The organism is Arthrobacter sp. AZCC_0090 (genome assembly GCF_014207375.1).
Taxonomy (GTDB): domain Bacteria; phylum Actinomycetota; class Actinomycetes; order Actinomycetales; family Micrococcaceae; genus Arthrobacter.
In genome coordinates this window covers 52,316-72,376 of sequence record NZ_JACHEE010000004.1, presented here as the reverse complement: position 1 = coordinate 72,376, position 20,061 = coordinate 52,316, and the positions used below count along the sequence as shown (strand labels likewise).

17 protein-coding genes and 1 pseudogene are annotated in these 20,061 nt (G+C 63.4%); 12 read left to right on the top strand and 6 right to left on the bottom strand.

All coding sequences use genetic code 11. The features are described from left to right. Positions 1-16: 16 nt before the first annotated feature. Positions 17-736, top strand: a complete 720-nt coding sequence (locus tag HNP00_RS07660; protein ID WP_184738157.1) for a triose-phosphate isomerase family protein — start codon at positions 17-19, stop codon at positions 734-736. Between the two features lie 105 nt (positions 737-841). Here HNP00_RS07660 and HNP00_RS07655 read toward each other — a convergent pair whose 3' ends face one another. Beyond that, entirely contained in the window at positions 842-4,510 is a 3,669-nt protein-coding gene (locus tag HNP00_RS07655) for a bifunctional RecB family nuclease/DEAD/DEAH box helicase (protein WP_184737620.1), read from the bottom strand. A gap of 154 nt (positions 4,511-4,664) precedes the next feature. On the opposite strand from HNP00_RS07655, the pseudogene HNP00_RS23755 reads away from it, so the two are divergent. The 3 genes and pseudogenes from HNP00_RS23755 to HNP00_RS07645 all read left to right on the top strand — a co-directional run. After that, positions 4,665-5,030, top strand: a pseudogene (locus tag HNP00_RS23755) (VOC family protein); the annotation flags it as partial. A gap of 132 nt (positions 5,031-5,162) precedes the next feature. Continuing rightward, the gene (locus HNP00_RS07650) at positions 5,163-5,621 is read left to right on the top strand and encodes a nucleoside deaminase (RefSeq protein ID WP_184738154.1); all 459 of its coding nucleotides are present in this window, start codon (positions 5,163-5,165) and stop codon (positions 5,619-5,621) included. A gap of 125 nt (positions 5,622-5,746) precedes the next feature. Then, complete coding sequence (locus HNP00_RS07645) at positions 5,747-6,184, top strand: CBS domain-containing protein (protein ID WP_184737619.1); 438 nt, start codon at positions 5,747-5,749, stop codon at positions 6,182-6,184. Between the two features lie 102 nt (positions 6,185-6,286). Here HNP00_RS07645 and HNP00_RS07640 read toward each other — a convergent pair whose 3' ends face one another. Continuing rightward, the gene (locus HNP00_RS07640) at positions 6,287-6,583 is read right to left on the bottom strand and encodes a hypothetical protein (protein WP_184737617.1); all 297 of its coding nucleotides are present in this window, start codon (positions 6,581-6,583) and stop codon (positions 6,287-6,289) included. Positions 6,584-6,680: 97 nt separating this feature from the next. Between HNP00_RS07640 and HNP00_RS07635 the strand changes: the two genes are divergently transcribed. The 3 genes from HNP00_RS07635 (at position 6,681) to HNP00_RS07625 (ending at position 10,954) form a co-directional block, all read left to right on the top strand. Beyond that, a complete protein-coding gene (locus HNP00_RS07635) occupies positions 6,681-9,098 on the top strand; it encodes a Tex family protein (RefSeq protein WP_184737615.1) in 2,418 nt (805 codons plus the stop codon). Between the two features lie 149 nt (positions 9,099-9,247). Beyond that, complete coding sequence (locus tag HNP00_RS07630; RefSeq protein ID WP_184737613.1) at positions 9,248-10,627, top strand: EAL domain-containing protein; 1,380 nt, start codon at positions 9,248-9,250, stop codon at positions 10,625-10,627. A 144-nt stretch (positions 10,628-10,771) separates the two neighbouring features. Beyond that, positions 10,772-10,954: a hypothetical protein gene (locus HNP00_RS07625; RefSeq protein WP_184737611.1), complete on the top strand. Its 183-nt coding sequence runs from the start codon at positions 10,772-10,774 to the stop codon at positions 10,952-10,954. Positions 10,955-11,048: 94 nt separating this feature from the next. Here the strand turns inward: HNP00_RS07625 and HNP00_RS07620 are convergent, their stop codons facing one another. Next, positions 11,049-11,954: an MSMEG_6728 family protein gene (locus HNP00_RS07620; protein ID WP_184737609.1), complete on the bottom strand. Its 906-nt coding sequence runs from the start codon at positions 11,952-11,954 to the stop codon at positions 11,049-11,051. A 472-nt stretch (positions 11,955-12,426) separates the two neighbouring features. On the opposite strand from HNP00_RS07620, the gene HNP00_RS07615 reads away from it, so the two are divergent. Then, positions 12,427-13,452: an adenosine deaminase gene (locus HNP00_RS07615; protein WP_184737607.1), complete on the top strand. Its 1,026-nt coding sequence runs from the start codon at positions 12,427-12,429 to the stop codon at positions 13,450-13,452. Here HNP00_RS07615 and HNP00_RS07610 read toward each other — a convergent pair. Further along, positions 13,445-13,795 carry a ParB N-terminal domain-containing protein gene (locus HNP00_RS07610; RefSeq protein WP_221451315.1) on the bottom strand — a complete coding sequence of 117 codons (351 nt, stop codon included), beginning with the start codon at positions 13,793-13,795 and terminating at the stop codon, positions 13,445-13,447. The genes HNP00_RS07615 and HNP00_RS07610 overlap by 8 nt on opposite strands. A 243-nt stretch (positions 13,796-14,038) precedes the next feature. On the opposite strand from HNP00_RS07610, the gene HNP00_RS07605 reads away from it, so the two are divergent. The 4 genes from HNP00_RS07605 (at position 14,039) to HNP00_RS07590 (ending at position 17,428) form a co-directional block, all read left to right on the top strand. Next, positions 14,039-14,833, top strand: a complete 795-nt coding sequence (locus HNP00_RS07605) for a glycosidase (RefSeq protein WP_184737603.1) — start codon at positions 14,039-14,041, stop codon at positions 14,831-14,833. A gap of 155 nt (positions 14,834-14,988) precedes the next feature. Further along, complete coding sequence (locus HNP00_RS07600; protein WP_184737601.1) at positions 14,989-15,492, top strand: hypothetical protein; 504 nt, start codon at positions 14,989-14,991, stop codon at positions 15,490-15,492. A gap of 118 nt (positions 15,493-15,610) precedes the next feature. Continuing rightward, positions 15,611-15,964 carry a GNAT family N-acetyltransferase gene (locus HNP00_RS07595; RefSeq protein ID WP_184737599.1) on the top strand — a complete coding sequence of 118 codons (354 nt, stop codon included), beginning with the start codon at positions 15,611-15,613 and terminating at the stop codon, positions 15,962-15,964. A 147-nt stretch (positions 15,965-16,111) separates the two neighbouring features. Next, a complete protein-coding gene (locus HNP00_RS07590) occupies positions 16,112-17,428 on the top strand; it encodes a hypothetical protein (protein WP_260404838.1) in 1,317 nt (438 codons plus the stop codon). Positions 17,429-17,458: 30 nt separating this feature from the next. On the opposite strand, the gene HNP00_RS07585 is transcribed toward HNP00_RS07590, so the two are convergent. Then, positions 17,459-18,214: an SRPBCC domain-containing protein gene (locus tag HNP00_RS07585; RefSeq protein ID WP_184738152.1), complete on the bottom strand. Its 756-nt coding sequence runs from the start codon at positions 18,212-18,214 to the stop codon at positions 17,459-17,461. 116 nt (positions 18,215-18,330) lie between these two features. After that, positions 18,331-20,061, bottom strand: a complete 1,731-nt coding sequence (locus tag HNP00_RS07580; protein ID WP_184737595.1) for an HNH endonuclease signature motif containing protein — start codon at positions 20,059-20,061, stop codon at positions 18,331-18,333.

Below are 20,061 nucleotides of genomic sequence, written 5' to 3'. Positions count from 1 at the left end.
CGGAGTCAGCACCAAGATGTACATGGGCTACCGGCACAGCATGTCTTGGCTGGAGCAATTGCGAGGTGAAGTGGACGCCCGTCCGGCCCTGATGGCCGGGCGGGTGGTCCCGTTTGTGATCCCGTCGTTCCCCATGTTGCCCGACGCGGCCCGGATACTGGAAGGCTCTCCGCTGATCCTGGGCGCGCAGAACTGTGGGTGGGCCGAGGGCCCGTGGACCGGGGAAGTGTCACCGTCCTTGCTGGCGGAGCTCGGTGCGCGGCTCGTGGAGATCGGACACGCGGAACGACGCCGGCACTTCGCCGAGGACGACGCAGTGGTCGCATTGAAGGTCCGGGCCGCGGTGGACGCAGGGTTGACCCCGCTGCTGTGTGTCGGCGAGGAAGCCGTCGCCGATCCGGCGGTGTCGGCGTCGTTCGTGTTCCGGCAGATCTTGGCCGCCGTCCGGGACGACTGGACGACGGCGGCCCGTTTGGTTATCGCGTACGAACCGGTGTGGGCTATTGGCGCTGCCGAGCCGGCCGGCGTAGCCTACGTGTCCGACGTCGTCGCTCATCTCCGCGAATCGCTCGCCGAGCATGGCCTCGCCGGGCTGCCGATCATTTACGGTGGCTCGGCCAAACCGGGGCTCCTGCCTGAACTGCGGGGCGTGTCCGGACTCTTCCTGGGCCGCTTCGCCCACGACCCCGCGAACTTCGGGGCGGTCTTGGACGAAGCGCTGAGCTTGCCCAACTGATCCCCACCGCCGCCCTCGCCTCGCAAGCTCGGCCAGGGAACCCTGGCGGCGTGGGCCCCCGCAGTTGTTGTCGTTTTCAGCCCTCAGAGCGACAACTAATGCGAGTCAGTTGGGGCCGCCACGCTGGCACAGTCCCACAAAACCGCCCAGCTGTTCCAGCCCTTCCGGCTGGGTCGGCAGGTAGTTGGTCAGCTCCGGCGAGCGTACGACGACGGCCCGCCACTGACCGCGCGATATCGCCACGTTGATCCGGTTGCGCGAAAGAAGGAACTCCATACCGCGAGGCACCTCGGCTGCAGCGGACGCGGCCATGGAAACGATCACTACCGGAGCTTCCTGGCCTTGGAACTTGTCTACGGTGCCGACCCGCACACCGCGGAGTCCGGCCGCTCTCAGTTCGCGCTGAATGAGCTGAACCTGGGCGTTATACGCCGCCACCACGAGGATGTCCTTTTCGAGTAGCGGCCGTTCCTCCTGCGATTCACGAGGGTCCAGCCACGCCAAGCCGAGGTGTTCCTTGACTTGCCGGACTACCTCCGCTGCTTCTTCGGGCGACTGGGTGGAGTTGCCGCTGTGTGGAACGTAGACACATTCGACGCCGGCTCCAACTCCGGACAGCTTCCGCGTGGAGGCAGCTGGTGCCGAATGCAGCCGGCCGTCATAGGAGAGCTCAGACACCGCGGAGCGCAAATCCGGGTGCATCCGCCACGAGGTCGCCAGGAAATACCCGAGTTCCAGGGGGAGGGTGTGCAGCCCGTGGACCAGCCAGCCGAGGGCAGACTCATCCACCGGTTCGGGGTGTTTGCCCTGCGTGACTTGGGGCAGTTGTTGGGGATCGCCGAGGAGCAGCAGCCTCTTCGTTGCGCGGCTCACGGCGAGGGTGTTGGCGAGCGAGAACTGCCCGGCCTCGTCGATGACCAGCAGATCCAGGGATCCCGCGGAGACTGTTCGGCCCGTCATGGTCCACGCCGTGCCGCCGATGAGGCAGCCTCCCGTGGATCCGAGCAGGAGCTCAATGTCGTCCTTCGTCTGCTGGCTCCACGGGACGGGGTCATCGTGTTTCATTTCCTTGGCAATGACATCCGTATCGACCCCGGCCTTCACCGCGGCATGGAGCATGTTCTCCACCACGGCATGGGACTGCGCAACAACGCCCACCTTCCAGCCCTCGAGCACCAGCCGGGCGACGACGTGCGAGCCCACGTGGGTCTTACCCGTCCCTGGTGGCCCTTGGACGGCTAGGTATGACTGGTCCAGATCCGTCACGGCCGCGGTGATCGCATCCACATAACCGTCGTCGCCAGGTCCGACGGCGGGCAACGCCGCGAGTGTGGCAAGCCTCGGCGGCACGCGGCGCAGCAGGTCCAGGGCCGGCTCCTTCGGCCACCTTGGCAGGCTGGAACGCACTTTGACGGCCAGTTCGCTCAAGGCTTTTCTCTGCCCATCTGTGTTGACCGGAGCATCGGGCGTCAAGGCCATGGGTAGCTGGGAGTATCCGGCCGCACCCTTGGGCAATCGTTCCGAAATGGTCACGACATCCGAAACGTCGTCGGGTTCAGCCAGGGTGATGCCTTCATCGAGGACATCGATGACACCGGCCTCGATCACATCCGTGCCGGACATTCCCGATCTGCCGAGAGCGCTTTCGTTCTTGCCCAGGAAGGCGTCGGGGAGCGGAGGCTCGTACATCCGGAAGTACTTCTTACCGGGCGCGAAACCCGAGCCGTCTGCGGCGTGTCCGAAGAGCAGCACTTTCCGCGCCGGGTTGCTGCGGGGAGTCGGCTTGGCCCAGTCCTGCAATACTTCGCCGTGCTCCACGATGAAGCAGTCCCGGGTGTCCTCCCATTCGGAAACTGGCCGGTCGAGCCGATCGAAGTGGCTCCACCAAAACTGCTTGTCCTCCCGCCTGTGGAAGCCGACCGCGGCCGCCACCATGGCCACCGCACGCTTGTCATCGGAGGGAACGGAGTCGTCCGGCAATTCCGCGAGGTAGTCGAGGAGCGCCGTCTCCTCGGGCGCCGCCTCATATTTGGCAGGTTCGGTCTCCGTGTGCAATTCCGGTCCTGAAGCACTCACCAGCCCGGGCTCAATCGAGCGCTCCGCGGCCAAGCCCAGCAGCCAATTCCGCAGTTCCAGCGTGGAAAGACAGTCGTATTCGTTGTAGTCGGAAATCCCCGCCAGGATTGCTGCCGCTTCATCCTCGCGGTTCGCGTCCCGGGCCGTGCAGTAATTGGCGTAGGCAACCACGGAGGCCCCGGCGTCGGTCACGTCACCCGAACGCAAATGCTCGCCCATATACAGAGGCTCGAGTTTCTTGATGCTGTAGGAGTCTTCGGAGATGCGGATGCTGTGCCGCACCGTGTCGTAGAGGTCGACCAAGACGCCTTCGCGAAGGAGGTTGTCCACGGCGGCTTCGCCCACGGTGTGTAAGACCGACAAATTGCGCAGTGCGGTCTTCTCGTAGGCGGCGTAGTGGTAGATCCGCATGTCCGGATACTTCATGCGGCGTTCTTCCACGTAGTCGAGAAAGTCGACGAACGCCTGCCGCTCCTCAGCCCGGGAGTGTGCCCAGAACGGTTTGAAAACAGGCTCTCCGCCCGGTTCCGTGGGATTTTCGACCACCCCGAACAAGTACTCCAATCCCCAGCGGCCGGTCACGGGGTCTTGCCACAGCGGGTCTCCTTCGAAGTCGAAGAAGATGTCTCCGGCGTCGGGCCGGGGCAGCCGGGCCAGGGAGTTGGATTCCAGAACGGAATAGCTGATGCTCTTGGCCTCGCCGGATTTGTCGGTGTAATTGACGGTGCCATCAGGTGTGGCAGTTCCGGTCTGCAGCCGGGCTTGTTCCTGCAAGCGCCGCGTAGCGGAATCGGCGGCGTCGGGCATCCGAGCAAGCGCGTCGATCGTGAAGATGCCCCCTTCCATGAGCTTCTTGCGGCGGGTGATTCTCATCCCCGCCACCATGAGCAGATCCTGGTGCAGGCGAACTTGTTCCTTGCAGTAGTCGCAGCGGCCGCAAGCGGTGACTCCGGGCGAACCCCATTGGATAGGCTCAAGCTGCGAGCGGTGTCGGTCAGTCAACGCCAGGAAGCGGTCCCGGCGTTCACGGAACACCGGCAGGACATCGGCGAGCCGGTGGTTGCTGTGCACATAGTCGAAGCCGGCCCGGCCGTCCGGCACGCCAGCGTTAGGGCCGGGAACGTCCCGCTGAATGGTAGCCCCGAGGACCAAGGCCAGATCCGGCGCGGGAGCAATCCCCGCCTTGAGCAGTTGGTCGCCGTAGGCAGCCAGTTGCAGCAGGGCCGTGACCTTGGCATGGCGGGCGAGCTTGGTGTCGAAAACCGCGTAGCTTCCGTTGGGTTGCTTGACGAGGAAATCGGACCGTCCGTGGAACTGACCGTCGAAGAACGCCGCTTGGAAGACCACATCCGCGCCGGAGCGCAACGCCTCGATGGACTCCGCATGCTTCGCTCGCAGGGTGGCGCGGTCCATCGCTTCGGCGGGAACGACGTCGAACACCCCCTTCCCGGTAAGCGGATCCCAGGTGCCGAACTCGGCCACGAAACGGTCGAGCACCCTGTGCTCGTGAACGTCGCCGAGCGCGGCGGTCCGCTCCAGCATCTCGTCGACGTCGAAGGCCGGCTTCGGGGATCGGCCCATCTTCTCGTCCAACTTGCGCAGCAACTGGTACTCGCAGGTGGAAGCCGTGACGAGGTCGCTGGCGGAAAACACCAGGTCCTGCGCGTGCCCTGCAACTTCTGAATCGAGAAAAAACACCGTGCCCCCAGACCGTTGAGCTGATGAAGCCAAGCTATCAGTGGGGAACGACAAGATAGCACCCCGCGAAGGCTGCGTAGTCGCCACGTTCAATTAGGACAATAGTTGACCTATTTGCCGCATAGTGTGGGCGAAACAACTCGGATTCCGCTGAATGGAGATTCTGGTGCCAAGTATTCCTGGTGGCAAGGCCACCGTGACCCCTTATGTCGTGGCGCACGGTGCCGATGCCTTCCTTGCGTTCATTGAGAAGGCGTTCGACGCCGACGTCTACCTCCGGGTCCCCAACCCAGATGGGAGCATCGGGCACGCCGAAGCAAAGATCGGGTCGTCGGTACTGATGACTTTCGACGCATCACCGGACTGGCCTCCTACGCCAAGTTTTCTGAGCGTGTATGTAGACGATGTGGACGCCACCATCGATCGCGCGGTCAGCGCGGGAGCCAGCATTGTCACCGAAGTAATGGAGTCCGCAATCACCGGCGATCGCGGCGGTCGCCTCCGCGACCCGATCGGCAACGTCTGGTGGGTGCAAACCCACCAGCGGGACGTCTCTCCATCCGAGATGCAGGCCGCCTTCGGAGACCACGACGAGCTGGCGAAGATCCGTTCCGCGCAGGTGTCGTTCGACACTGAGATGAGGTCCAGACGAATGACCCAGCCCGACGCGCAACCTTCACCAGATCCGGCCTTCGAAGCCGCGTACCAGGCAGCCCGGAAGAGCTTTGGCGAAGGTGGCATTCCTATCGGTGCAGCGCTTGCGCGTGATGGGGTGGTCATCGCGAGCGGGCACAACGAACGCGTCCAAAACGGCGATCCCATCGCGCACGGGGAAATGGCGGCCCTCCGCGCCGCCGGTCGGCAGAAGAGCTACCGGGACACAACCCTCTATACGACCCTCGCGCCGTGTGCGATGTGCACAGGAACCATCATTCAGTTCAAGATCCCGCGCGTGGTGGTGGGGGAGGCCCGAACGTTCGACGGCGAATTCGAGCTCCTCCGGTCCCGCGGCGTGGAGGTGGTGGTCCTCGATGACCAGCGGTGCGTGGACATGATGCGCACCTTCCAGGAAGAGAATCCGGAGCTGTGGGCGGAGGACATCGCCGAATAGCTGGCGGCGGGCGGCGTGGGGAAGCAAACAACATCTGGCCACAGCCAAACCCCAAGCGTAGGCTGACAGCATCGGCGTCGGTGCCGGGGGGTCCGCGTCGATACCCAATCGATGAAGGAGGACTCATGAGTGTTGTGCGCGAATTCATGACCACCAATGCCCAGTGCGTCAAGGAAGAACAGTCGTTGCGTGACGCGGCTGTCCTGATGCGCGATCTGGACGTCGGTTCCCTGCCGATCTGCGGCAGCGATGGAAGACTCAAGGGATTCATCACTGACCGCGACATCGTGGTCAGATGCGTTGCCGAGGGATGGGATGCCGGCCAGAAGACAGCGGCCGACCTCGCCCAAGGCACGCCAATCTGGATTGATGCTGATGCCAGCATCGACGCCGCCATCGACCTGATGGAGAAGCACCAGGTCCGGCGCCTTCCGGTCATCACCGACCACAAGCTGGTGGGCATCATTAGCCAGGGCGACATCGCCCGCAACTACACCGAGGAGCGTGTGGGTGAATTGGTGGAGCACATCTCGGCCAAGACTCCTATGGCGCAACTGGGCTAACTGCAACTTCCGTACTATCAAGCGCCACGGCTCTCAAGCCGTGGCGCTTCCACCTGCAGGCCAAGACCTGCAGGTGGAGACCGACGCACCTAGAACACCAGGCTAAAGAAATGCCTCCCGGCCGGTGCCTTCGCGCAGCACCAGTTCCCCGTCCTCAATGGAAACCAATAGGCTCTTTGCTTTTCCATGGAGCTTCTTGCTCGCGCTTAGCTTGCGGCTGGTGACCTCGACGCCCACGGTGGACCCTTTCGCGGGCAACTCCACGGAGATCTCCGCCGCCATTCCCAGCATCGTCCTGGTGGACACATCGCGCTCGTGATGGGCCTCTTTGTGGTTGACGGTGACTTCTACGTCGTCTGCGTCAAAGCCGTCCTGCAGGATGATGAGCAGTTCTTGCATGATGCGCCTCTTCCTTGAGTAGCATTCCTGACCGGATCAACGGGGGCTCTTCCACTACAGCACTCCGCGCCGTCTTTAGGTAGGGCAAAATGTCAGGGTGACTCATCTTCCACAGCACCAGTCAGCAGACGCCGCCATCCACGCCCTGATCGCCCAAGAACTCGGCGTGAAGTCCTGGCAGGTCAAAGCCGCGGTTGAACTGCTCGACGCCGGATCCACCGTCCCGTTCATCGCCCGGTACCGCAAGGAGGCCACCGGGACGCTCGATGACACCCAGTTGCGCGAGCTCGATGAACGGCTCCGGTACCTGCGGGACTTGGAGGACCGGCGTCGAACGGTCCTGGAGGCGATTGCCGCGCAAGGAAAGCTGACTCCGGAACTGGAGGCCGCCGTCGTCGGCGCGGAAACCAAGTCCCGGCTGGAAGACATCTACCTTCCCTTCAAATCCAAGCGCCGCACCAAAGCGCAGATCGCCCGCGAAGCCGGCCTCGAGCCGCTCGCCGACGCGCTTCTCGCGAACCCGCAGCTCGAACCTGAGCGCGAGGCCGCCAAGTACCTCAACGCCGAGCACTCCATCGACGATGCCTCCGCGGCGCTCGCCGGTGCGCGCTCGATCCTTGTGGAGCGGGTCTCCCAGGACCCCGACCTCGCCGAGACGCTGCGCGAACGCTTGTGGACGCAGGGCCGCATGGTTTCGCGGGTGAAGAAGGGCCAAGAAGTCGAGGGGCAGAAGTTCAAGGACTACTTCGAGTTCTCTCAGGTGCCTTCCGGCATGCCCGGCCACCGCGTGCTCGCGCTCTTGCGGGGCGAGAACGACGGCGTCCTCGAGCTGGATCTCGCCGAGGCAGAACCAGCCGACGACGACGCCCTGGCCGCCGCGCGCGGCCGGTACGAGAACGCTGTGGCCAAGTGCCTTGGGGTCGCCGAGCGTGGCCGGCCCGCCGATGCTTGGCTTGTGCAGACCGCACAGATCGCATGGCGCTCGAGGATCCTGGACCGCCTGAGTAACGATCTGCGTAGCCGCATGTTCGCACAGGCCGAGGACGAAGCCGTCCGGGTCTTCGCAGCCAACCTCCGCGACGTGCTCCTCGCCGCGCCAGCTGGAAACCGTGCCACCCTGGGCCTGGACCCGGGATTGCGCACGGGTGTGAAAGTGGCCGTCGTCGATGGCACTGGCAAAGTCGTGGCCACCGATACTGTTTATCCGCATGCCCCGGCCAAGAAGTGGGACGAGGCCTTGGTAACGCTGGAGCGCCTGGCGCGGCAGCACGGCGTCGAGCTCGTAGCGATCGGCAACGGCACGGCGTCGCGCGAAACGGACAAGCTCGCCGTTCAACTCATCAAAGCGCTGGCAGCATCCGGCGGTCCTACTTTGCAGAAACTCGTGGTGTCCGAGGCCGGTGCTTCCGTGTACTCGGCGTCTGCGCTCGCGGCTGCGGAACTACCGGGAATGGACGTGTCGCTGCGCGGAGCTGTTTCTATCGCTCGGCGCCTGCAGGACCCGCTGGCGGAACTGGTCAAGATCGAGCCCAAGTCGATCGGTGTGGGGCAGTACCAGCACGATGTCACGGCGGCGAAGCTGGACCGTTCCCTGGACGCCGTCGTCGAAGACTGCGTGAATGCGGTGGGCGTGGACGTGAACACGGCGTCGCCCGCGCTGCTGGCGCGGGTGGCTGGCGTCGGACCGCTCCTGAGCGAAAATATTGTGGCGTACCGCAACGAGAACGGTCCGTTCGCCAAGCGAGCCGACCTCAAGAAGGTGCCGCGGCTCGGTGCCAAGGCGTTTGAACAGTGTGCCGGCTTCTTGCGGATCACCGGGGGAGCAGAACCGCTCGACGCGTCCAGCGTCCACCCGGAGGCGTATTCGGTGGCCCGGAAGATCGTGGCTGCTTCCCGCGGGGCTGCCGTGTCTTCGCTCGATCCGCAGGCGTTCGTGGATGGGTCGTTCGGCCTGCCCACCGTGCGCGACATCATGTCCGAGCTCGAAAAGCCCGGACGCGACCCCCGCCCTGCCTTCGCCGCGGCCACCTTCTCCGAGGGCATCGAGAAGATCTCGGACCTCAAGCCGGGCATGATCCTCGAGGGTACTGTCACCAACGTGGCGGCATTCGGCGCGTTTATTGATGTTGGCGTGCACCAAGACGGCTTGGTCCACGTGTCCGCGCTTGCCAATAAGTTCGTGTCCGATCCCCGCGAGATCGTGAAATCCGGACAGGTAGTGCGCGTGAAGGTCCTGGAGGCGGATCCGGAGCGGAAGCGGATTTCGCTCACGCTAAGGCTCGACGACGAACCCGGCACCGCGGGCGGCTCCGGTTCGCGTGGCGGCGGACGTGACCGCGGCGAGCGTGGAGGCGAGCGTGGCGGCGGCCAGCGGCGTTCGGTGCCGCAGGCTGGGCAGGGTTCGTCGGGTCGCAACGCGGTTCCGGCAGAGGGGGCGCCGGCGAAGGCTGCGCTCAAGGCGCCGGTCACCACGGCCATGGCGGAAGCGCTCCGCCGGGCCGGGCTGGGGAAGTAGCCGCGACGCCCGAGGCCCGATGATTCGAAGAACGGCTGCTGATTCTCGAACTACGAGTGGCATCATGTAGAAGATCAGCATCCTTAGTTTATGTGCCAGGGGGAGGCATGATTCAAATGCGCAGGCCGGAGAGAAGTATTCAGGCGTCCATGCCCAAATGGTGGCTGCTCGTCATCATTGTCATGGAGACCGGTGTTGCGTTGGCAGTCGGCCTTCCCATCGTCATCGGCGAGGAACCTTGGGACGCCTTCGGCTGGCCCGTCTGGATTCCGGATGTTACTGCTTTGCTGGTGGTTCCTATCGTGGTTTATGCGTCGTTTTCCTTGGTACGGCAGCAGCTCCGGGAGCGGGCTCAGGCGTCCCAGGCGAAACGCCTGATGGATACGGTGCTGACCACCAGCCGGGAGTGGTTATGGGCCATAGGACCCGACGGACGCTTCACCTTCTCCAGCCCGGCATGCGTGGAGCTGACCGGATACGAGCCTTCCGAACTGCTGGGCAGACATGTCGGTCTGATCATCGATCCTGATGATCTGGCCGACGCCCTTGAGCTGAGAAATTCCAATCAGGACGCAGATGCCGGCTGGTCTGGACTTCACGCCGTGTGCCGCCGCAAGGACGGCAGCAGGGTCCTGGTTGACGTATCGGGAAGGTCACTTAGCGACGCTTCCGGGCGACCCAATGGTTTCGAAGGAACCAGCAGGATCCTTGATCCCGGTATGACCGACGCGCTTGCTGCCGGGGAGATCAAGAGCCGGATCGAAGAAGTACTGGCTGAGCGTTCCTTGCTGACAGCCTTCCAACCCATATGCTCCCTGGAGACAGGCTCAATCATTGGGACCGAAGCCTTGACCCGGTTTCTGGACTCTCCGGGCCTTTCGCCGGAGGCGTGGTTCGTTGAGGCCGCGGCGGTGGGGCTGGACGTTGATCTTGAGATCCTTGCCCTTGAGACCGCACTCGCGACTGCGATCGGGCTGCCGTCCACGTTGTCTGTTTCCATAAATCTTTCACCCCGGGCATGCCTTGATGCACGGCTTCCCGACATTCTTGCGAACTCCGGCATTTCGACAGAGCGGATCGTGCTTGAGGTGACGGAACGGCACCAGGTTATTGATTACGGCCCCCTCGCAGCTGCGCTTGCACCCTTACGGCACAGCGGCCTGAGGATTGCCGTAGATGATGCAGGAGCGGGCTTCGCGTCCATGCGCCACATACTTTTGCTCAAGCCGGAGCTGATCAAACTGGACCGGGATATCATCGCCGGGATCGACACGGACCCCGGCCAACGCGCCTTGGGAGCTGCGATGGTCGGGTTCTCCCGGGAGATCGGAGCCGGCTTGGTGGCCGAAGGGATCGAAACCGAAGCGGAGCTGACCGCCGTCTCCAGGCTCGGTATGACCGCAGGGCAGGGCTACCTCCTTGGGCGGCCCTCTGTAGAACCGGGGGATTGGGCGCAATGGGGCGAGCCGCAGCCTGACGAAGCGCTGGTGGGACGAGGCGGGGACCTTGATGAATCCGAGGGCCGCTGATTTGCGACCCTAGGGGTTAAGCGGTGCCGGCACTCATTTGCCGCCAACCAACACTCAATACGGACGTCGGAGCACCTATTCTGAACCGCCGCGTCATCGATGCGCTTATGGTGGTCCTCAAGATGCGTGAGGAGGCTACATATCGTGGATAAAATGAAAACCACGCCGTGGCAGGCCATCATCACAACCCAGCTGGTTGCGGCGCTCGGGCTACTGGCGTTGCTCGTTCGATTCGACGCTCGCTGGTACGACTACATTTGGATCGTTGCCTTGGTAGCGTATGAGGTTTTGGTTATCCGGGCGCTGGTCCGTCGGGAGAACAAGTAAGTCGGCAGAACAAGTAACAGATAACGACGGCGGCGCTCCGGTTCCTTTCATCAGGAACCGGAGCGCCGCCGTCGTGCGCGTTTAAAGCGACCCGTTAGGGCGCGGGAATCGGGAAGAACGCCCGCGGATCCTGCAACAGTGCTGGGTAGTCGAAGTCCGAGCGGTCGATGATCTTGGTGACCTCGAAGTTGCGGCCGAAACGCCCGTCTTCCAGGGTGATCGGCCGTCCGTGGATCTTGCCCAGGGCGAACTTGGCGCCGCCCTCCACCGGGACAAGGACGGGGGTGTTCCCGGGAAGCGTCCTGAAGGCATCGTCTTGGCGCTGGCGGTTGCGGGTGGGCTTCTTCACCAGTTGTTTGGGTGCCTTGCGGGCGGTCTTGCCGGGGCGGCGGGACTTCTCGGACTCGTAGACGAATTGGTAGCCGTCGCCGTCGCTGTTGGCAGCCTTGGCCTTGCCTGCCGCGGGCATCCCCACTTTGTCGATCTTCTCGGGTTCCACGTCGCCCAAGGGGGCGCGAAGCACCCAGACAAAGTCCTCGTAGGGGTCTTCGGGAATGAACTCGTGGCTGGGCTCGGGCCAGAGGTACTCCAGATCCGTCGGAGTGTCGGGAAAGAGCTCGGCGTAGAAGCGGGGCTCTTTCTGGAGCAGCTTGGAGCGGTGGCTCAAGTGGAAATCGGCGTCGCCGAGCCACGGCGGCATCGGAATCTTGGAGGCATAGTCCGGGTGGGCCGCCTGGGGAGCGAACTCGGTGATGCTGGCGCGGGTGTTGTCCGGGTTGCCGCGCGCTACCCATTCGTCCACCATGGCCAGGCCGTAGAGGGTGAGTGCGGGGACGTAGCCCATCCACATGCGGATAGCGGGGTGGGAGGGTCGGCCGAACTCGGGGATCACCAGTGCGCGGAGGATCTGCAGTGCTTCGACACGCTGCTTGCCAAGCCTGGCGGTGTCCAAGACGGCAGCACTTTGCTTGAAATCGGGGAACGGGAGGAAGGTCTGCATCCTTTCAGTTTGAGGGCCGGAGGGCGCAGAACCAAGTTGGCGCGGTGTGGTCTTCCCCTCGGGGTGCTAACGGGGCCTGATGATCGCCACGGGCAGGGATACTTGTCCCATGGATGCGTCGTCTGAAGTCAGAATCGGACAGAACGGTTTTGCATGCTGGTGCTGTGGAACCGAGTACCCGGAGGCCCGCATCATCCGGCTTGGAGCACGCCCGGAGGCGGGCGTGTGCCTTTCATGCACTGTTTCCCTTCGGAGCGCGGCCCGTCGCCGGGAGCCTCGGGCCGCGAAATGGCCTGGGCGGACGGTTCTCAGTGCGGTCGACCGCGCTCGGGCCGCGGTCATGAAGCGCCGGTTGCAGCACCACCCCATCTTCGGATTCCTTTTGCGCTGGATCAACCGATTCTTGCCCTGAACTCCGCTTTGCGGGCCGTCCTGCCGCTGCTTGCTTGGGTATCCGTCCTACTCTTGTCGGGTGGAAACTTTTGGCGAAACGACGACGACGGCGGCACCCCCGGTTGCCGAACTGCATCTGCACATCGAGGGGACGCTTCAGCCCGAGCTGATTTTTGCTCTCGCGGCGCGAAACGGGATTGAGCTTCCGTACGCGGATTTGGACGAGCTGCGCGCGCGGTACGAGTTCACGGATCTGCAGTCGTTCCTGGATTTGTACTATGCCAATATGGCCGTGCTGCGGACCGAGCAAGACTTCGCGGACATGACCCGGGCATATTTGGCCCGGGCAGCGACCGGTGGCGTGCGGCACGTGGAGATCATGATGGATCCACAGGCGCACATCTCCCGAGGGGTGGCGTTGGAGACGTGCGTAAATGGTGTAGCGTCTGCGCTCACGACGTCGGTGGAGGAATTCGGCGTCTCGACGCTCCTGATTGCCGCCTTCCTGAGGGACATGTCCGAGGAATCTGCGCTGGAGGTTCTGGAACAGCTTCTTGCCATGAACGCGCCAATTGCCGGCATCGGCTTGGACTCCGCTGAGGTGGGCAATCCGCCGTCGAAGTTCGAACGACTGTACCGCCGCGCGGCGGGGGCCGGACTGCGACGGATAGCCCACGCCGGCGAGGAGGGGCCGGCTTCCTATGTTTACGAGGCCCTCGATTTGCTTGGCGCTGAGAGGATCGATCATGGCATCCGCTGCATGGAGGACGCCGCGCTTGTGGAGCGGTTGGTGGCCGAGCAGATTCCGTTGACCGTGTGCCCGTTGTCCAATGTACGGCTGCGGGCGGTCGATACCCTGGCGGATCACCCACTTCCAGCGATGCTGGCTGCTGGGCTGAATGTCAGCGTGAATTCGGACGATCCTGCGTACTTCGGCGGCTACGTGGACGACAACTTCGAGCAACTCGTCGCAGTGCACGGGCTGTCCGTTGGGGATCGGGCCCGCTTGGCGGCGAATTCGGTGCGTTCATCGTTCGCGGACGAGGTACGAAAGGCTGAACTGTTGGCCGAGGTTTCGGAATGGGAGAAGGCTTCCGTCAATTAGTCCGCTCGGGCCGCTGGCCGCGCCGCGCGATTGCCTCGATGATTTGCTGATCGGTAAGTCCGCGCTGGTTTTTGCCGTGTTCCACTGCGTATTTCAGGGCATCATGTCGATGGCCTTTCCGGACATCGGCCCGGACGGTTGACCGTCCCAGCAGTTCTGCCGCTGCAACCCGATGATGACCGTCGGCGAGCAGCAAGACTCCGTCGACGTCGAACACCACAATCGGGGTGGCTTCGTCCAGATGCTCGCGGTAGTAACGCACCCTGTCCGGATCCAAATGCGGACGGCTGCGTTCAATCGAATCTTGCGCCAAATCAGAAATCCGAAGATCCACAGTGGCCATGAGGCCAGTTTGTCCGATCACACGAATCAAGGCCAGAACTGTCTTTGGTTCGCTATCGTGCCGAAGGCCGTCCAGCATACCCAATCCGTTGGCTACTGACCGGTATCCGAGACCCCTCCATCACTTGTTCCCGTTTGGGCGTAATAGTGGGTCACGACACACGGTGTTTACCAAGAACAGTCGCCAGAATTTACAGAACATTGGCAGACTGCTGAAGGAATGTTCGCCGTTGAAGGAGACCCAGTGGCCAAGTCCACCGTCGAAAAAAGCAGTGCCCGTCTCAAGACCGTTCTGGACGTCTTGGCTGAGGGAACGTGGTCCGAGAAGTCGTTGAATGCCGGCGAGATCCTGGCAGAGGCGATTGTCCGTGTCCCGCTGGATGAGCGCGAAAGTGAGCTCCTCAGCGGAGGCATTCCACGCGGTCACAAGAGCCTGACGTCCGAGACCGCGAAGCTGGTCAAGGCCGGCTGGCTGGTCAAGGGCCGCTCGGGCTGGACCATCACCGACGACGGGCTTCGTGCCACGGTCGCTTTCGCCAAGCCGGATGAGTTCGTCACGGCCCTAGCTGAGGGAACCCCTGTCCCGGCGGATACGCCGCTCCCGGCAGCCCCCGTTAAGAAGGCTCCCGCCAGGAAGCCGGCGGCCAAGAAAGCCCCCGCGGCTGAAAAGATCCCGGTTGCCAAGGCGGCTCCCAAGAAAGCTGCCGCACCCAAAGCGCGTGCCGCCGTCGAGAAGCTCGAGCAGCCGTCCGCCGTCGCGATCGCTGGCGACTTCAACACGATCCTTGGTGCCGCGGAAGATTGGGCCCCGCAGTACGACGAGGTGCAGATGAAGTTCAATGCACGCCGCAAGGTCTGGACCCTCGCCGCAACGCTGCCCGCCGGTTTCTACACCTACAAGATTGCGCTGAACCGCTCGTGGGACGAGAACTATGGCGCGTTCGGCGTGCGTGACGGCGCCAACCACGAGCTAAAGCACGACGGCGGCAAGGTCACCTTCACGTACGATCACGCCACGCGCGACATCGTCACGGCGTAACTGCTTTCCAAGTTTCCTCCAAGTCCAACTTTGGACTTGGAGGAAACTTGGACGTGCGAAGCCGCTTTCGCGTGTAACGCCCGCCACTTGACTCGACAAGCAGCACGCCAGTCCCTAATCTTCCTCGTGGATTTGTTACACGTAGGGGGATACGTATGCCTGAATGGATTTCGGCGTTTTGCAGTTTGTTTGCCTTGGTTGCGGCCGCGTGGGCCGCTTTAACTGCGGCCCGCGTTCACAAGATTGAACGAGACAGGGACGTCAAAGCTGACGAGGACAAGCTCAAGGCCCAAGCCGGCAGAGTAGCGGCTTGGAGCGCGGTCCACCTTGACGCAAAGGGATCGGCCTTGGCCTACGGGGTGGTGGTGAACAATGGCTCGACTACGCCGATCTTTGACGTTGTTCTGGAAGCGCAGGACGTCCCAGGCAAACTCCGGCCACTGACTCTAAGGCTGCTCCCGCCCGGGCAGTATTTCGTCGAGTCGCACAAGGACCGCAGCGGCTGGGCGCTGGCGGAGCATACGAGCGCCCTGGCCGGCTTTACCCGGCCGATCACCCGCAAAGAGAACTGGTGCGTAACGCATCTCGCGTTCCGGGACGCGCAGAACAACTTGTGGTCACGGAACAATTCGGGATTGCTGGAGAGAGCAGGGAGCTAGGCGCCTTCGGTACCACATCCGGTTGGTGGATGGCCGCCTGGACAAGCCTGCCGCCGGGAACAAAGCGTCCCGGCTTCGAGGTTAGGGTATGTCAAAGGCCTCAACCAAGGAGCTAGCGATGACTGATGTCACCATCCGCCACAACGTTGACCGCGAGCGCTTTGAAGTGCTCGCTGACGGACGTGTTATCGGCAAGGCGGCGTACAAAACGCACGACGACGGCGGGTCGCCGCAGCGGATTTTCTACCACACCGTGATCAATGAGGAGTACGGGGGACAAGGGCTCGCCGGACGGCTCGCCGAAGTGGCCCTGAATGAAACGGTGAGTGAGGGGCTGCGCATTGTGCCCGTGTGTCCCTTCATCAAGAAGTTTCTCACCAAGCACCCGGAATATGCGGCGAACACGGCTGCCCCGACGCCTGCGCACCTGGAGTATCTCAAGACGGCGCTCGTTCCGGCCGCCAGGGCCTAACAGCGGCCGGCCGCGCAGGGGAGGAGAACCGCTGACGGGCCCTGCAATTCTTAATGAGAATGATTATTGATAGGCTCGGACTCCCTGATCCTTCTCAATTGGAGTCCCATGCCTGTTCCCCGCCTAGCGCTTTCAATATTGCTTCCAATGACCCTCCTTCTAGGAGGTTGCGCGGCCGGAGGATCCCCGTCGATTCCTTCGAGCCCTGACGCGACGGCGAATCGTCAGTGGCTCCTCACTGCTGATCCCAAGGAGCGCACGCTTTACGTCAACGACGTGTCCGACGGGAATCCGACAGGCTCAATCGGAGGCGTAGAGCTCGGTGTTCATGCTGGCACGATCCAGCTTGGTCGCGGGAGGGTGGCCTTCGTCGACGAGTCGAAGCCGAGCCTCGACATCCTTGAAATCGATAAGCAAGGCAAGCCGAAGATTGAGCGCAGTTTCAACATTCCTGATCCAAAAGGAAAATGGGAGCGCGCCGGATGGATAACCACCGACGCGACCAAGCGGTACGTGGCTGTCGGTTCCGACTTCGATGGCTCGACCGAGCAGCAAGTGACTCTCGTCGACCTCGAAAACAACGGCCTGTGGACCGTCTCGCTGCACACGAACGAGGTAACCCTGGCCACCACGGGCAAGGCCGGCACCGAGGAAATGCATACCTTCCTCGCGGGCGATCCCCTGAGGCTCGTCGTCTCCTCCGGCGGGAAACTCGATGCCTATCTTGTCACTGACATCTCCTCCGGGAATGCCGCTCCCGCGCCCCATAGTTCCACGGTCTTGGGTGCCTACCCCCACGGACCCGTCATGAGCAATGCCGGCGATTCCATTGGATCTACCTTGAACGCCGGAGTCGAAACTGTTCCCGTCACCAAGGACGGATTCGGGACGCCGGTCTCGGCCGACTACCAGGCAGGAATCGGGCAGAGTTACCGTCCGCGAATGGCGCCTGACGGCACCACTTTCGTGGGGGCCCAGGCCGCGCGGGTCGAGAAGGGCGCGGCCTGGAACAGCATTCCTGCTTTCTTGATGTCCGGCTCCATGACGCAGGGAAAGATTGCGTCCGTGCCGCTGGGTGCGGGAATCGCAACAAGGGCGGCAGTGAGTTCACGTTTCGCAGCCGTCGTGCTCACTCAAGCCGGGGGCGACAACTTGATCTTGATTGACCGCAATGAGGAAACCGGGCTTTACGACGGCGGGAAGGCTGCAATTGCCCTTGAACCCCTGAAGGCGGGACCCAAGCCCGGACAAGACAGCAAGGCGGCCGAAACCCGCTTTGTCGCCGCCACGAAAGACGGGGAAACGGTCTTTGTATCCAGAGGCGGCGAAGGTGTCATCAGTCAGATCGCCACGTCCGAATCGAAGACCAAACGATCCATCACCTTCCCCACCACGCTCGCTTCCGGGGGATATCTCGCCGTCGTAAGCTCCGAAGAAGTGCCATTCGACCTTGGCGGACGCTGACCGCCGGAGGCACGCGCCGTCGTCGGCTCTTCACAAGTACATGAGCGAGCCCGGCGTGGTGAGGACATCGCCGGTCTCCAGCCAGGTCTTCAGGCCGGAGAGGATCATCGGCCAACCGCCGTAGATCTGGTCGTTGCCGCCTTCGCGCAGATCGCTGTGGGTGACGGTCAGGTGGCAGGAATCGCCCACCGGTTCGATCTCCCAGGTGACGCGCGAGGTGCCCTCGGCCTTTACGTCCTCGCCCCACAGTGCACGCATGGTCTGCACGAGCCGGCGTGGGGGATCGACCTCCACGTTTTCGCCCTCGCCGAGGACCATTCCATTAGCCTTGGGATTATGCATCTCGTAGTGGCCGCCCGGTGTCCAGTCCGCGGTGTGGGTGTTTCCGAACTGGTACTTGCTGCGGATGTCGCTGTCCGTGATGGCTTCCCACAGCCGTTCAGGAGTGGTCTTGATGTAGATTTCGAAGATCTTTTCCACAGGACTTTCCAATCTGGTTTTGAGGTCGCTCAACGCAGCGGCCCATGGTTCTGCATATTTGCTCACCCAGCGGTCGTGGACGAGCCTGATGGGTACCGGATTCAGGAAATGGAGCTTTTCGCGACCACGACGGCGGGTCACAACCAGCCCGGCCTCCTCAAGAATCTTGAGGTGCTTCATGATCCCGAAACGGGTCATATCGAACCGTCCTTCAAGCGCGCTCAGCGTCTGCCCGTCCTCGCGGAAGAGCTCATCGAGCAGGTCCCTGCGGGTGGGGTCGGAGAGTGCCTTGAAGACGGCGTCCATGGATTCAGGATAGGTGACCATTTAGTCACATGTCAATGGTTCGAGGGCCGAAAGGCGCGGCGAACTAGTTCGCGTCCATGCGCGTTTCGTCGCTGCAGGCTCATGTCCGGGCGGGTTCATGTCCTGGTGGGTCTGAAGTGCTGGTTGCGTCGGGGTGTTTGGCGGGGATCGACATGGGATGGGGGTTTGAACCATGCCACGCCGGTGTCCATGGTGATGGTCCAGCGTTCTTGGTGGATGAGGTGGTGATGGTGGCTGCACAGGAGCGTGCCGTTGTCGGTTCCGGTGGTGCCTCCATGGGACCAGTAGGTGATGTGGTGGGCTTCGCACCACGGTGCGGGGATGGTGCAGTCGGGGAAGGCGCAGCCTTGGTCTCGGGCGGTGATGGCTTTGCGGATGTGGGGCGGGAACACCCTGGTGGAGCGGCCGATGTCCAGGATACGGCTGTCGCTGCCGAGCAGGACGGGGATGATGTCCGCGTCGCAGGCGATTTTGCGGATGACGGAGGGGTGGATCGGGCCCTGGAACGTGGCCGCGCCGGTGCCCGGACCGGGGGTTGCGGGAGCCGTGGTTTGCTGTTCGACGCGCTCGAGCAGCTCGCGGTAGTCGATGGTCACCATCACCTGCGGCCGGAGTCCACCCGTGGCCGGCAGGTCACCGGTGGACAGGGCCACGGCGCAGGCCCCGATGAGCCCGTCAAGCAGCTTCTGCGGGCGCGAGCGGCGATCCAGCAGCGAGCGGCGGTCCAGCAGCGGGCGGCGGTCCAGCGGCGGGCGGGCGACGGCGTCGTGCTCCGAAAACCCTGCGGAGCCGCCGCCGGTGTTGTCGCCTGAATCCGTCTCGTGTGGTCCGTCGGTGTCGTGGCGCAAGCGCGGGTTGGTGGCGGTGTTCATGACGGTGGCGAGAGTCTCGAATTGTTCCGCGGTGGCGAAGATTTCCAGGTGGTGCAGGCCGCGGCGGGGTTTGCGGATGAATGCTCCTTGGCGTTGGAGCAGTTCCTCCTCGCTGGGTTCGAATCCGTCCTGGTCGATGGCGTCCACCCAGCGCTTCGCCATCCGGGACACGAAATCGGGATCGCTCTGCGCCGCGGTGTTGGTCAGTGACTGTTCCATCTTCAGGGCTGTTTCCTCGTCGGCGAGGTGTCGTACCTGATCCAGGGCCGCGCTGATCACCGTGGCCGAACGGGAGGGCACGGCTGCGGAGGAGAGGGCGGCGGCGAGGACCTGGTGGTGTGCGGGTACGTGCTGCCCGGTGATTCCTGCCTGCGGGAGCGTGCCGGCGGCCAGCGCAAGCCGGCGCCTCGCCTCGCCGATACCGATCCGCAGGCTGGCCCGGAGGAATTCGGCCGCGTTCCGGTAACCGTCGTCGACCGCGTCGGCTGCCGCCGTGAGGCTGGATACGGCCGGTGCCGGCACCGGGACGCCCGGCACTTCCGCGACGTCCGGGTCGGTTGCAGTGGGCTCGGTCCAGCCGGTCCTCCACGCGGGCGTCGAGGATGACTGCCGTGCCGCCCGGGCTTCGTGCCGCGTCCGCTCCACGGCCTCGGCTGCTACGATCTGCAAAAACTCCACCGTCCGTGAGATCTCTTCGACCTTGCCGGCGAAATCAGCGGCATCGGCGAAACCAAACAAGCGGGCCTCGGAGACAGCGGCTGAACGCAGCGCATCCACAGCGGCCACCGCCTGATCAAGGCCATTTGAGGGCGGCGGCACGGCCGTGGCCCGGTTTTGACGCCCGGCGTGGCTGGCAGCGACGGGCTTCAGGCGCCGGGAAAGACGTCCCAGCCCTGCCATCCCACCATCGGGCGAGGCTGCCCGACGTGCCACCAATTGACCGATGCCTTCCAT

What these genes read in the sequence shown, in the direction of transcription:
- HNP00_RS07640 (WP_184737617.1), bottom strand. Translation starts at nt 6,583, where the DNA reads ATGCAAGAACTGCTCATCATCCTGCAGGACGGCTTTGACGCAGACGAC.
- HNP00_RS07660 (WP_184738157.1), top strand. Translation starts at nt 17, where the DNA reads ATGTACATGGGCTACCGGCACAGCATGTCTTGGCTGGAGCAATTGCGA.
- HNP00_RS07600 (WP_184737601.1), top strand. Translation starts at nt 14,989, where the DNA reads ATGCCTGAATGGATTTCGGCGTTTTGCAGTTTGTTTGCCTTGGTTGCG.
- HNP00_RS07590 (WP_260404838.1), top strand. Translation starts at nt 16,112, where the DNA reads ATGACCCTCCTTCTAGGAGGTTGCGCGGCCGGAGGATCCCCGTCGATT.
- HNP00_RS07610 (WP_221451315.1), bottom strand. Translation starts at nt 13,795, where the DNA reads ATGGCCACTGTGGATCTTCGGATTTCTGATTTGGCGCAAGATTCGATT.
- HNP00_RS07595 (WP_184737599.1), top strand. Translation starts at nt 15,611, where the DNA reads ATGACTGATGTCACCATCCGCCACAACGTTGACCGCGAGCGCTTTGAA.
- HNP00_RS07650 (WP_184738154.1), top strand. Translation starts at nt 5,163, where the DNA reads ATGACCCAGCCCGACGCGCAACCTTCACCAGATCCGGCCTTCGAAGCC.
- HNP00_RS07630 (WP_184737613.1), top strand. Translation starts at nt 9,248, where the DNA reads ATGCCCAAATGGTGGCTGCTCGTCATCATTGTCATGGAGACCGGTGTT.
- HNP00_RS07585 (WP_184738152.1), bottom strand. Translation starts at nt 18,214, where the DNA reads ATGGACGCCGTCTTCAAGGCACTCTCCGACCCCACCCGCAGGGACCTG.
- HNP00_RS07620 (WP_184737609.1), bottom strand. Translation starts at nt 11,954, where the DNA reads ATGCAGACCTTCCTCCCGTTCCCCGATTTCAAGCAAAGTGCTGCCGTC.
- HNP00_RS07645 (WP_184737619.1), top strand. Translation starts at nt 5,747, where the DNA reads ATGAGTGTTGTGCGCGAATTCATGACCACCAATGCCCAGTGCGTCAAG.
- HNP00_RS07580 (WP_184737595.1), bottom strand. Translation starts at nt 20,061, where the DNA reads ATGGAAGGCATCGGTCAATTGGTGGCACGTCGGGCAGCCTCGCCCGAT.